Source organism: Streptomyces sp. L-9-10, assembly GCF_004151105.1.
Taxonomy (GTDB): Bacteria; Actinomycetota; Actinomycetes; order Streptomycetales; family Streptomycetaceae; genus Streptomyces.
On record NZ_PHRF01000042.1, the window covers coordinates 24,435 to 37,304 of the forward strand.

General features: G+C 69.6%; 9 protein-coding genes. 2 read left to right on the forward strand and 7 right to left on the reverse strand.

Annotated elements, in window-relative coordinates; genetic code table 11:
- Window positions 1-31: 31 nt before the first annotated feature.
- From CU044_RS12275 to CU044_RS12290, 4 genes are all read right to left on the reverse strand, one after another.
- Window positions 32-1,654, reverse strand: a complete 1,623-nt coding sequence (locus CU044_RS12275; RefSeq protein ID WP_129768572.1) for a sodium:solute symporter family protein — start codon at window positions 1,652-1,654, stop codon at window positions 32-34.
- A 431-nt stretch (window positions 1,655-2,085) separates the two neighbouring features.
- A complete protein-coding gene (locus CU044_RS12280) occupies window positions 2,086-2,295 on the reverse strand; it encodes a DUF397 domain-containing protein (RefSeq protein ID WP_129768573.1) in 210 nt (69 codons plus the stop codon).
- A 295-nt stretch (window positions 2,296-2,590) separates the two neighbouring features.
- Window positions 2,591-3,448: a helix-turn-helix transcriptional regulator gene (locus tag CU044_RS12285; protein WP_129768574.1), complete on the reverse strand. Its 858-nt coding sequence runs from the start codon at window positions 3,446-3,448 to the stop codon at window positions 2,591-2,593.
- Between the two features lie 457 nt (window positions 3,449-3,905).
- Entirely contained in the window at window positions 3,906-4,649 is a 744-nt protein-coding gene (locus CU044_RS12290; protein ID WP_129768575.1) for a GPP34 family phosphoprotein, read from the reverse strand.
- Between the two features lie 171 nt (window positions 4,650-4,820).
- Between CU044_RS12290 and CU044_RS12295 the strand changes: the two genes are divergently transcribed.
- A complete protein-coding gene (locus CU044_RS12295; RefSeq protein WP_129768576.1) occupies window positions 4,821-7,199 on the forward strand; it encodes a serine hydrolase in 2,379 nt (792 codons plus the stop codon).
- A gap of 404 nt (window positions 7,200-7,603) precedes the next feature.
- Window positions 7,604-9,292, forward strand: a complete 1,689-nt coding sequence (locus CU044_RS12300; RefSeq protein ID WP_129768582.1) for an MFS transporter — start codon at window positions 7,604-7,606, stop codon at window positions 9,290-9,292.
- A gap of 80 nt (window positions 9,293-9,372) precedes the next feature.
- Here CU044_RS12300 and CU044_RS12305 read toward each other — a convergent pair whose 3' ends face one another.
- The 3 genes from CU044_RS12305 to pgsB are packed head-to-tail and all read right to left on the reverse strand — an operon-like array spanning window position 9,373 to window position 12,708.
- The gene (locus CU044_RS12305) at window positions 9,373-10,455 is read right to left on the reverse strand and encodes an NlpC/P60 family protein (RefSeq protein WP_129768577.1); all 1,083 of its coding nucleotides are present in this window, start codon (window positions 10,453-10,455) and stop codon (window positions 9,373-9,375) included.
- Window positions 10,456-10,483: 28 nt separating this feature from the next.
- Complete coding sequence (locus CU044_RS12310) at window positions 10,484-10,966, reverse strand: poly-gamma-glutamate biosynthesis protein PgsC/CapC (RefSeq protein ID WP_129768578.1); 483 nt, start codon at window positions 10,964-10,966, stop codon at window positions 10,484-10,486.
- Window positions 10,963-12,708: a poly-gamma-glutamate synthase PgsB gene (pgsB, locus tag CU044_RS12315; RefSeq protein WP_240045525.1), complete on the reverse strand. Its 1,746-nt coding sequence runs from the start codon at window positions 12,706-12,708 to the stop codon at window positions 10,963-10,965. Before pgsB ends, CU044_RS12310 begins: the two co-directional genes overlap by 4 nt.
- Window positions 12,709-12,870 lie beyond the last annotated feature (162 nt).

Here is a 12,870-nt window from a genome sequence, read left to right on the forward strand (position 1 = left end):
CGGAGGCGCCGGGGAGGCTCCGGCGGCCTTCTCAGCCGTCCGAGCCCTTCTTGTCGGTCGTCGTCTCCGACGTCCCCGTCGGTTCCGCCGTCTTCGCGTCACCCGGCGCCGCGGGCGCGGGCACCCGCAGCGAGGCCGCGGTCAGACCCGAACCGTCGCCGTCGCCCTCCCCGTTGATCCGGGCCAGCAGCACATCGATGTCGGGAGACTCCTCCGGCTTCAGGAAACCGATCGCGATGTAGAGCACCAGCGAGACCGCGAGCGGGATGGAGACCTGGTACTGGAGGGGCACACCGCCCTCGACGCTCCAGTTGATCGGGTAGTTGACCAGCCAGAAGGCCAGCAGCCCCAGCGCCCAGCTGACCAGCGCCGCGGTCGGCCCCGACCTGCGGAACGGCTTGAGCAGACCGAGCATGAACGGGATCGCGATCGGACCCATCAGCCCGGCCACCCACTTGATCACGACGGTGATGATGTCCTTGAACGTCGGCGAGTTGACCTGCGTGGCGATCGCCATCGACAGCGCCAGGAACGCGATCGTCGACAGCCGCGCCGCCATCAGCCCCGCCCGCTCCGACCAGTTGCGCGCCGCCTTCGAGACGACGGGCGCGATGTCCCGCGTGAAGACCGCCGCGATGGCGTTGGCGTCCGAGGAGCACATGGCCATGGTGTGCGAGAAGAAGCCGACGATGACCAGGCCCAGCAGACCGTGCGGCAGCAGCTGTTCGGTCATCAGGGCGTACGAGTCGGACGCGTCCGGCTTCTGCGCGTCGACGAGCAGCGGCGCGCACCACATCGGGAAGAAGAGGACCAGCGGCCAGACGAGCCAGAGGATGGCGGAGAGCCGGGCCGAGCGGGTCGCCTCACGGGCGTTGGCCGTCGCCATGTAGCGCTGGGCCTGGTTCCACATGCCGCCGTTGTACTCGAACATCTTGATGAAGAGGAAGGCCAGCAGGAACGTCACGGTGTACGGCCCGGCGGTCGGGTTGGCGTGCCCCTCGGGGAGCTTGTCCCAGACCGTCCACAGCGCGCTGAAGCCGCCGAGCTTGCCCATGACGGCCACGAGCATCGCGATCCCGGCGAAGAGCTGGATGATGAACTGCCCCAGCTCCGTGAGGGCATCGGCCCACAGACCGCCGACGGTGCAGTAGATGCCGGTGATGACACCGGTGATGAGGATGCCCTGGTTCAGCGATATCCCGGTGAAGATGGAGAGCAGGGTGGCGATGGCCGCCCACTTGGCGCCCACGTCCACGATCTTCAGCAGCAGTCCCGACCAGGCGAGCGCCTGCTGTGTCTTCAGGTCGTAGCGGTTCTTGAGGTATTCGAGCGGCGACGCGACATGGAGCCGGGAGCGCAGCCGGTTGAGCCGGGGCGCGAACAGCTTGGCTCCGATCCCGATGCCGATGGCGATCGGCAGGGACCAGGTCACGAACGAGGTGACACCGTAGACATAGGCGATGCCCGCGTACCCCGTGAACATCACCGCGCTGTAACCGGACATGTGGTGCGAGATACCGGAAAGCCACCAGGGCATCTTGCCGCCGGCGGTGAAGAAGTCGCTGACGTTGTCCACGCGCTTGTGCGACCAGAGGCCGATCGCGACCATCACACCGAAGTATGCGATGAGCACGATCCAGTCGAGGCTGTTCATGTGCCCCCTCCAGGGGTCCGCCTTGTGAACGTCGAGTGCTCTTCGTCAGTTCGTCCGGTCGGCGCGCTTCCCCGTGCGGGAGCGGGGACTTTGGGGATTGAACCGCCTGGCGCGGCGGCTGGTCAAGAGCTTCTCGGTCATAGATGTGAACTCAGGTCAGAACGCCGAACGATTTTACGTGTTCTTGACCTGCGGGGGCGTTGTCGCGGCCGTGACGGCGCCCACACGATGAGCGAGCACTTCGTCAGGCTTCGGTCACAACGACATGACCGCGGGGGATGCGGGTCCCATGCGGCCGGGAGAGGGAGTGGGGGAACGGAAGAGGAGAAGAGGGGACACGGACGCCGGGCATGGCCGAGCCCCCTCGGCCAGGACGGCGGACCGGTCGAGAGGGCTCTTTCCGTGATGCGGGTGCAGGGTGCCGAATGGCCTCAGCCGAGGTCGAAAGCGCCCTTGTTCATTTCCTGTACGAAGGCATTCCATGAGGTGGGGACGAAGGAGATCGAGGGCCCTTCGGGAGCCTTCGAATCCCGGACGGCAATGGTCTGGACGACGGGTGACTTGACCTCAACGCACGCGCCGTTTCCGCCGGAGTACGAGGACTTGGTCCACGTGTCCGTAGCGCCCTGAAGAATTGCCATGTTCGCTCCGGTTCCGCAATGGGGGTGAAATAGCGCCAACTTCCTGCTGGCATGATCGACGCTACTAGCCCCACTCCAAGGGCGGGACGGGCGTTCACTCGTCCTGATGGCTTATGCCCGGCGGGTCTTCCGCATCCGGGTAGCGGAGGTGTACCTTCCCCTCCCTCTGGCCGGGAAAATCGGCGTACTCGACATTCCGCGCAAATGCCTTGGTGGCGGGCCCCGCCGGAGCGGCCGACCGGCCGCCGGTGGCCGTCATCGGGACCCGGCGGCCGGTATACGGCTCGAAGATCCGCTAGCGGGCGTATTCCTTGGCGATATCCGCGATGAACTGCCGGGTCTGATCGGCATTCAGCGCCTGCGCCCGCAAATGTTCGTACATCACGCTGTAGCGCTGTACGTCATTCGCCTTCTCCAGATAAAGGTCGCTCGTCACGCCCTCGATGTAGACCACGCTGGAGTCCGAGGCGTCCGGGAATTCGAGAATCGCGTAGTGCCCTGTGATGCCGGGATGCGCGCCCATGTCGAAGGGCAGCACCTGCACGGTCACATGCGGGAGCTGCGACTGCTCGACGAGGTGCTCCAACTGCTCGCGCATCAGCTGCCGGTCGCCGACGCGACGGCGCAGCGCCGCCTCGTCCACCACCGCCCACAGCCGCAGCGGGTCGTCGGGCGTGTTGATGCGGTCCTGCCGCCGCAGCCGGACCCCGACGCGCTTCTCCACGTCGAGCACGGGGGATTCGGGCAGCGCGCCGTTGATGAGCGCCTCCGCGTACGGCCGGGTCTGGAGCAGTCCGGGGACGACCTGGGGCTCGTACACGCGCAGCGACGCCGCGTCCGTCTCCAGACCGATGTAGACGCTGTACGGGATGTCGCCGAAGGCGTGCCACCAGCCCTGCTGGCGGGAGTCCTTGGCCATTTGCATCAGCGAGTCCACGATGCGCTGGTCCTCGACCTCGTACACCCCGCAGAGGTCACGGACATCGCGCTGGCTGATGGAACGGCGGCCGTTCTCCAGACGGCTGATCTTCGACTGGGAGACCAGCAGGCGCTCCGCCACCTCCTCGGCAGTCATGCCCTTCAGCTCGCGAAGCCGGCGCAACTCCTGGCCCAATCGGCGTCGCCTGACGGTGGGATTGACGTTGGACGCCACGGAAACTGCACCTCCGGCTGCGTAGCTGTACGTATCTACTGCTCAGCAGACTGCCACCAAATGCCGTGACTGCGCTGGAAAATGGCCACAGAGGCCATTGGGCCCCGGTCTGCGCGGTTCCCCGCGCGCCGGTGCGAGCGCCCCCGCGCCGGGACGGACTCCTGTCCGCCTCGGGCGCCCTGATGGCCGTTCTCCCCCCGCCGTCCCCGCCCACGGGCCGTCAGGGGCCCGCCCCGGGCCGTCAGAGGGCCGTCAGGGAGCCGTCAGAAGGCCATCAAGGGGCCAACGCGCGACGCGCGGGGCGGTCAGACTGGTGTGGTCTGACCGCCCCGCGCGTTGTGTGCGGCTCCCGAACCGGCTCTGGGGACGTCGGTGCGGCGGACTGCTGTGGTGACGGTTCCTGCGGTTTCCCGCGCGTCCTGCGGGTGTTCGGGGTCGTGCGGGTGTCGCGGGTCGTTCAGTGCGCCGGGACGCGGGCCATGCCGCCGTGGTGCGGCTGCATCGGCACAGCCCCTGGGGGCCGTCCGCCGCCCGGGGCGCTGGGGGCGCCCTGGGCGGGATTGCGGCGCGGCTGTGCGCCCACGCCGTTCTGGACGTCCATCACGGCGTGCGCGACGAGACCGCCCATGGGGTCGTGTCTGATCAGGTCCCGGAGCCGGGAGCGCGACGAGCGCCCCTCGTTACCGGGATACAGGTGCTTGCCGAGTCCGACCGCGTGGGCCAGCGCGGCGAGCGCCGCGGTCCGCGGGTCCGGCGGTACGCCGGTGCGGATCGCACTGTCCAGCCGGGTCCTGATCTCCCGGCTGATCGCCGTCTCCGTCGCCTGGTAGCGAGTCGTCGGCAGCACTCCGCACATCTGGCCCGCCACGGCATGCACCATGCCGCATCGCTCCAGATGCGAGAGATAGGTCTGGCGCAGCCCCAGTCGGGGCCCGCCAATCCAATGGACGGCCCGGACCGGGCTGCCGCGTCTGCGCAGCAGCTCCAGTGCGGAGTCCAGAGTCGGATCTCCGGTCGGCCGTGGCATCACCACGGCGATACGATCCCCGTCAGGGGCTATCCGTCCTGCCAGAGCCAGCTCCACTAGCTGTGCTCCGGCCAGGCCGAGGTCGAGCGACTGCGGCTGCGCTGTGGTACCCGTGGCCGGGTCCAGAGCGAGCAACAGAAGCTCCTCCGGAATTGTTCTGCGGCTCCTGCCCATCCATGCCTCCCCGCGTGGATGAATGACAGGGTGACCCCTCTCACATTGGTCTGTCGAGAGTGCCTGGGTGCTTTGTGCGGGAACCGTTATGTATGTCGTTCTCGTCTAGCACGTTGGCCGAGGTCTCAGAGCAGGACACTGATAGATGCTTCGGACAGTGCGGTACGTCGGATGAGACATGAAGGAGACACGGTGGCGGGCGAGTCCCCCGGCAAGTCGGATCAGCGGAAGTCATCGGGGGAGACGGCTCCGGGAGAGCGGGACCCGCGGCTCGCGGTCTTCCGCGAACCGGCGACAGGGGCGGCGGACGCGGCAGGGCGGGCGGAGCGCGATGACTCCGGCTCGGCGGTGTCGACGAAGGTCGCGATCGCAAATCGCACAGAGGAGTCCACGGAGTCCGAGACGGCCGGGGGCGCGCGCGAATCGGACGGTGGGCGCGTAACTCCGGCCCCGCAGCCGCGGAAGGCCGAGCCCGCGAAGGCGGAGGGCGGGAGCGGGAGCGAGGACGGCGCGGAGGGCGAGGCGGAGAGCGCTGACGCCGGTTCCGGCGCCTCGAAGGGGGACGGCCCGGGGGGGCCCGCGTCCGCCGGTACGGACGCCATGGCCGACGTGGACGCCGACGCGGACGCCGACGCCGATACGGACACCGACGCCGATACGGACATAGAGTCGGATACCGGCACTGATGCGGCGAAGGCCGACAAGACTGACAATGGTGGCAAGTCCGGCGAATCGGTCGAACCCGGCGAGGGTGGCAAGGGCGGCACAGTCCCCTCCTGGGCCAAGGCCGCCGAGGAGGACGTCAAGGCGGACACCAAGGCGGACGCCAAGCCCGACTCCAAGGACGGCGCCAAGAAGGCCCCGGAGGCCGGCTCCAAGGACTCCGGCGACGACTCCGGCACCGACGCCCCCGCTGCCGACGCGGAGCCCGTCGACCAGCCCACGGCCGTCTTCAGGGCGCTGCCCCGGCCCGCCGTCGATCAGCCCACCACCACGCTCACGGTGCCCGGGAAGCGCGAGGAGAAGGCCAAGTCCGAGGCCAAGGCCGGAGAGAAGGCCGAGGCCGGCGGGAAGCCCGCTGAAAAGCCCGCCGAGAAGGCCGAGTCGGCCGCCGAGCGGACCAGCACGTTCGTACCGCTGCGCCGGGACGACACGCCGCCCGCCGCCGCGACCCCGCCCCGGTCGTCGTACCCGTCGCCGTCCCCGGCCGTGCCCACCGTGCTCCCCGAGGCGGCCGAGCGGACCCGGCAGCAGCCGATGCCGCCGATGCCGCCGCTCGATCTGCTGGCCGAGCTGACGAACAAGCCCGCCCCGCCCGAGACTCCGGTCCGCACGGCCGTCCGGCGGGTCAAGATCTACACACCCTTCGCCCTGCTCCTCCTGGTCGTCCTGGGGGTCGTGCAGGCCGTACGGCCGCTCCCGGCGCCCACGCTGGCGCTCTCCGCCGACCCCACGTTCACCTTCGAGGGCGGCAAGCTCGACATGCCGTGGCCCGGCGAGGGACAGGGCGGCGTCGAGGTCGAGGGCGTCGGCACGATCGGCATGTACGGGGAGCAGAAACCCGCTCCGATCGCGAGCGTGGCGAAGGTGATGACCGCGTACGTGATCCTCCGGGACCACCCGATCAAGGGCGAGCAGGTGGGCCCGGAGATCGAGGTCGACAAGAAGGCGGGCGAAGAGGCCAACCGCCCCGACGAGTCGACCGCGCCCATAAAGGAAGGGCAGCGGTACACCCAGAAGCAGATGCTCCAGCTGCTGATGATCCCGTCGGGGAACAACGCGGCCCGGCTGCTGGCCCGTTGGGACGCGCGGTCGGAGCCGGCGTTCGTCGAGAAGATGAACGCCGCCGCCAAGGACCTCGGCATGACGAACACGACGTACACGGACCCGAGCGGTCTCGAGTCCTCCACCGTGTCCACCGCCGCCGACCAGATGAAGCTGGGCAAGGCGGTCATGCAGAACGACGTCTTCCGCGAGATCGTGAATCTGCCCCAGGTCAAGATCCCGGGCATCGACAACCTGATCATCAACAACAACTCGATCCTGCTCGAACCCGGCGTGAGCGGGATCAAGACCGGTTCGTCCACCCCGGCCGGCGGCAATCTGCTGTGGTCCGCCAACACGATCGTCGACGGCCAGAACCGCCGGATCATCGGCGCGGTCATGGGCGCCCAGGAGGGCGTGAAGCTCTGGGACAAGCTGGAGCTGTCGATCCAGAACAGCCTCAAGCTGATCAAGGCCGCCCAGGACGGTGTCACCTCCGCCACGGTCGTCAAGAAGGGCGATGTCGTCGGGTACGTGGACGACGGCCTCGGCGGCCGGACCCCGGTGGTCTCCACCAAGGACCTGAAGGCGGTCGGCTGGGCGGGTCTCCAGGTGAAGCTCCACCTCGGCGAGGGCAGGGAGACGGTGCCGCACGCGGCCGCCTCCGGCACGGTCGTCGGAGAGGTCACCGTCGGCACCGGCGCGGGCAAGGTCTCCGCGCCCGTGGCGCTCCAGGGGGACCTGGCGGAACCGGGCTTCGGCGCGAAGCTCACCCGGATCGGCTGACCCGCAGGCCACACGTCCCAAGGCCCCTCGTGGGGCCTGGCGGCCGGGGAAGGCGCCGGAAATGGCGTCCTCCCCGGCCGCCGTCACGTGTTAGCGTCCCGAAACGGACATCTGCATGAGGCACCCGCTCGGCCGGCCGTCCGGGCAACCGCCGGACGCGGGGACGGCGTCTCGCAGAATGTCGGGGGTCGGCACACCGGGTGGGACAACGGTGAGACGGAAAGACGTGGAGAGCCGCAGTGACCACCACTGAGCCGACGCACGCCGACGGCGTCACCCCGCCGGGCGGCGTCACCTCCGCCGACCGGCGGGACACCGCCCGGCCACGAATACGACTGCCCGCGCAGCGCGGCGGCGGCGAGCCGCCCGAAGGTCCCCGGCGGTGGGCGGCTCCCCGGCGGTGGGTGTCCCGTCATCCCGTTCTCCTCACCACCGCCGTCGCCGCCCTCACGCACGTGGTGTGGTTCCTCTTCTTCGCCAACAGCGGCGGCGACATCGCCGCGCAGGACGCCTGGGCCGAGTTCGTCGGCCGGCACCCGGACTCCGCGTACAACCTCGCCTGGTACGGCGGGATGCACCCGGTCTCGTACAGCGTGGTCTCGCCCTATCTGATGTCCGTCCTCGGCGTGCGTACGACGATGATGATCGCCGGGACCGTCTCCGCCGCCCTCACCTCGCTGATCCTCGTCCGGGTGCGGGCCGTCCGTAACCCGGTGGCCTGCTCGCTCGCCGGGGTCTTCGCGTTCCTCTGCAACGCCCTGTCGGGGCGGGTGACCTTCGGCCTCGGCATGATGTTCGCGCTCGGCGCGGTCGCGGCGGTGTTCTGCTGGCCCCACCGCTGGCGGACCAGGCGCTGGGCCAAGGCGATCGCCGCCGCGCCGCTCGCCGGTCTCGCGACCGCGGCGAGCCCGGTGGCCGGGCTGTTCCTCGGGGTCGTCGCGGCGGCGCTGTTCCTCAACAAGCGGCGCCCCGGGGCGTATGCGCTCGGTCTCGCGCCGGCCGCCGTGGTGGCGCTCTCCTCCTGGCTGTTCCCGTTCTCCGGGACACAGCCGATGTCGGTGGGGACGGCCTCGCTGCCCTTCCTCTTCGCGGTGCTCGTGTTCGTACTCGTCCCCAGGGCGTGGCGTACGGTCCGGGTCGCCGCGGCGGTCTACGGCGTCGGGGTGCTGCTGACGTATGTGATCGATTCGCAGATCGGGTCCAACGTGTCCCGGTTCGCGATGGTCATCGCGGGCGTGGTGCTGCTCGCGGCCCTGCCGTACACGGCCCCCCGGTCACGCCGCTGGTACGCGCTGGTGGTCGCCTTCGCCGGGCTCAACGTCTGGATAGGGTTCAAGGGTGTCGACGACATGGTGCGTACGGCGCCCACCGCGTCCTGGACGCGTGAACTGGCGCCGCTGGTCAACCAGTTGCAGCGGACCGGCGCGGAGAAGGGCCGGGTCGAGGTCGTCCCCGCCAGGAGCCACCGCGAGGCCTCCGCGCTCGCCCCGTACGTCAATCTCGCCCGCGGCTGGAACCGCCAGGCGGACATGGAACGCAACCCGCTCTTCTACGACGACACCCTGACCGCCGAGAGCTACCGCGGCTGGCTGGACCGCTGGGCCGTGCACTACGTGGTGCTGCCCAAGGGCAAGCCCGACTCGGGCGCGGGTCTTGAGGCCGAACTCGTGCAGAAGGGGCTGCCCTATCTGAAACACGTCTGGGGCGACTCCAACTGGCAGCTCTTCGCCGTCAAGGACCCGATGCCGCTCGCCGATCCGCCGGCCACGGTGGACCGGGCGGGCGCGGGCGAGCTGACGATCCATGTGAAGTCGGCGGGACGGGTGCTGATCCGGATCCCGTACTCGCCGTGGCTCGGCCTCGTCGACGCGGAGGGCAAGAGCGTGCCGCCCCCGGAGGAGACCCCGGCGTCCAAGGCGGACAAGGACGGGCCCAAGGTCTACACGAACCCCAACGGGTGTCTGCTGAAGGCCGAGACGAACGTGGAGGGCGACGAGTGGACGGAGCTGCTGGCGCCGCGCCCCGGCGTCTACCGGCTGGCCGCGCCGTACCAGCTGCCGCGCGGGACCGGCTGCCCGGAGGAGCTGCGCTGAGCCCGCGTGTGACCTGCTGGGGGTCCGTCCGTCCCGTCGCCGCTCAGGGCCTCAAGGCCGGACGGACCCCGCGCCCGTCCTCAGAGGCGCTTGGCGCTGCGCAGCGTCGCCGCGTAGTACCCGTTGCCGTCCAGGCGTGACGTACCGCCCTTGTCGCCGATCGTCGGGCCGTTGACCTCTTCGCGGCTGGACACGAAGATCTGGTGCCCGTCCGTGTCGTTGCCCATGTACATCCCGACGTGGTCAAGACGGTTCTTGGTCCGCGCGTCGAGCTTGAAGAAGACCAGGTCGCCGGGCTGGAGCACGCTGATGGACTTCGGCCGTTCGTAGCGCGGCTCGGGCCCGGACAGCTTGATGACGTCGACGCCCGCGTCGGAGCGCGCCATGCCGTTGGCGGTGCGCGGCAGTCCGTCGCCGGCGACGTCGGAGACCATCAGCGGATAGCGGCCCCGGTAGCCGAACACGGTCCGGATGAAGCCCGAGCAGTCGATCGCCCGGTAGCGCGCGGACTGCGGCTGCTTGGTGGTGCCGTCACGGAAGGTGTACGGGATGCCGAGGTAGTCGTAGAAGTCGGACTGTTCGAGGCGGTAGTCGTTGCCCTCGCTGCCCTCCGGGTTGACCGGCCCGAAGGCGGCGTCACCCGCGTACGGAACGCCCTCGTCGTCCTTCTTGATGGGCGCGCCCTCGACGTACTGGAAGGCGAACGCGAAGAGGTCGTCCTCCTCGCTGCCGTAGTACTCCTTGAACCAGTCCTTGAACCACTTCTCCTTCTCGGCGCCCTTCTTCCACGCCTCCGGCATCAGCCGTACCCAGTTCTCGGTGACCACCCGGGTCTTGGTGTTCGTCGGCTCGTCGAAGGTACGGCTGGGGCCGGTGAGGGTCGCCGTACGCGCGTCGTCGGTGAAGGTGGCGAGGATGTCGCCGTCCCCGCTGCGCAGCACCGAGCGCTCCGGGTTCTTCAGCCGCTCCCAGGTCTGCTCGCCGGCCGTGCTCCCGTTCCCGGACGTCAGCGCCGGGATGTCGGTGATGGCCTGGACGGCGGGCGCCTTCGCCTGTTCGTCCTTGCGGAGTTCGACGGTGAGATAGGCGCTGCCGGCCAGCAGCGCGAGGACCGTCGCGGCGTGCAGGACCGGGCGGCCCCGCTTCTTGGACTTGGCACTCATGACGATTCGGCTCCCGTGGGTGGGCTGGTCAGGCTGACGGCAGGGCGCCGAGCAGGATGCCGGCGGTGAGGACTACATAGGCCGTGAGCGTGACCGTGCCGGTGGCGAGGATGGTCGCGCCCTTGGGCTGACGTACGAGCTGGTAGGCGATCAGGCCCGGGACGATGAAGCCGAGCGTCTGGTTCGCGTACAGGAGGGGGAATTCGAGCGAGAGCACGATCATCACGGTGCCCTGGAGGAGCACACCGATCATGACGACCGCGGAGAACAGGCGCTTTCCGTAGAGGATCACGAAGCGCTGGACGAGCAGCGTGGTCACGTACGTCAGTACGGTCACGCCGACGACCATGGCGGCGCGCTGGAGGTCCTCGACGAGGGTCAGCGCCAGCCAGCCCGGCGTGATCATGCCGCCGGGGGAGAGGTTGGTCGTGAGATAGCAGATCAGGGAGAACATCAGGCCCAGGCCGATGCCGATCGCGGCGATCTCGGGGGTGAGGACTGCGGGGATCAACGGGGTTCTCCTGGGTTCTGCGGCGCCACGGAGTGCGAGGGGTTCGGGGAGTGCGGGGCGTGCGGGGCGTGCGGGTGCTGCGGCTGCTCGGGGTGGTGGGGCTGCTCGTGCGGCGCGGGGTGCGTGGAGTCGTGCCGCGCGGGGTCGCCGGAGTCGTACGGCTCCTGCTGCTGGGCCTGTGCCTGCTCCGGCATCTGGACCGGTTCGAACAGGCCGCGCTCGCGCGGCGGGCCGGCGGCGGGACGCTGCTGGTAGCGCTGCTCGTACGCCTCCGGGTAGGGCTGGAACGGGTCGAGGCGCGGCGCGTAGCGGGCCAGTGCCACCGTCTCGTCGTGACGCGGGTGCTGCTGCTGGGGCTGTTGGGGCTGCTGCTGCGGGGTGGTCTCGGGGGCGGCGCCGTCGGCGGAGACGACCGGGATGGCGACGGTGTCGGAGGCCTGACCCTGGTCCTGGCCCTGTGCCTGCCCCGGCCCCGGCTTCTGTGCCTGTGCCGGGATGTGGGGCTCCGCCGTGCGCACGGGGGCGGGCGGGTCGGTGGGCCCGTCCTCCGGGTCCGGTGTCTCGTCCGGCGGCAGCTCCGCGAGGTGTTCGAGCAGCAGCTCGCCCTGGCCGTGGATGTTGCCGATCGCGACCAGCGAGGAGTCGGGCCCGAGCATGCCGAGCAGCTCGCGCATGAACTCCTCGGGGTCACGCTTGTCGCCGCCCAGGTCGACCGCGCGTGAGCGCCATTCGGCCGGGATCGCGTCGATGGCGCTCTTGGCCGGGTGGCCGATGACGAAGACCTTCTCCGGCTGGAGTTCCGGGATGATCTCGCCCATCTGGCCATTGCGCTCGACCCGGTCGGGACGGCAGTTGATGACCACGTGCAGCGGACGGTTGATCGCGCCCAGGTCGAGCAGCTGGTTGATGTTCATCAGCGTCGACTCGGGGTCGTTCGCCGCGAAGACGTTCGCGAAGCGCAGCCGCTTGGCGTCCGGTGTGAGGTAGCGCTCCACGGAGAGGACACCCGGGTCCGGCGGCGCGTCGTACATCCCCTGGAGCGCGGTCTCGCGCTCCACGCCCAGCAGTTCGGCGACCTTCAGCGCGATGGCCACGTTCTCCTTGAACGTGAACCAGCTGAAGCCGCGCAACTCCTCGTCGGAGACCGTCTCCGGGTCCGCGTAGATCAGCTGGCAGTTCCGCGCGTCGGCCTCCTCCTGGAGGATCGCGAACCGGTCCTTCTCCGCGGTGACACAGATGCCGTCCTCCGGCATGGAGCGGGAGAGCGAGCGCGCCACGTCGTCGAGGGTCGGGCCCATCTCGGCGAGATGGTCCTCACGTACGTTGCACAGCACACCGATCGTGGACCGGATCAGCTTCGACTGGTTGATCTCCTGGAGCGCCGGCATGACGGCCATGCACTCGATCACCAGCGCGTTGGGGTTGTACGCGGCGGCCCGGCGCACGATACCGATCTGCTCCACCACATTGGCGATGCCGAACTTGCGGTAGACGGGCTCCTCGGTCGCGTCCGGGTGGATGAAGCGGGCCGCCGTACCGGTCGTCTTGGCGACCGTGACCAGATCGCCACCGCGCAGCGCGCCCGCGCACAGCCGGGTGATGGAGGACTTGCCGCGGATGCCGTTGACCAGCACCCGGGTGGGGATGCGGTTCAGGTTGGTGAAGTGCCGTCGCTGTTCGACGAGTCCGGCGACCAGCAGGATCGCGCTGCAGATGAGCAGCACGAAGTAAAGGAAGAGCACGGTCGGTCAGATCCTTTCGGCGAGGGCCGGCGGCGCGCCTTCGCGCCTGCGCTGCTCCTGGAGCTGCTGGCGCAGCAGTTCCAGGGAGCGTGCGATGGCCCCGACCTCGTCGTGGTGGCGCGGGTAGAGGACGGTGCGGCGGTCGCCGTCGGCCAGCGTCTC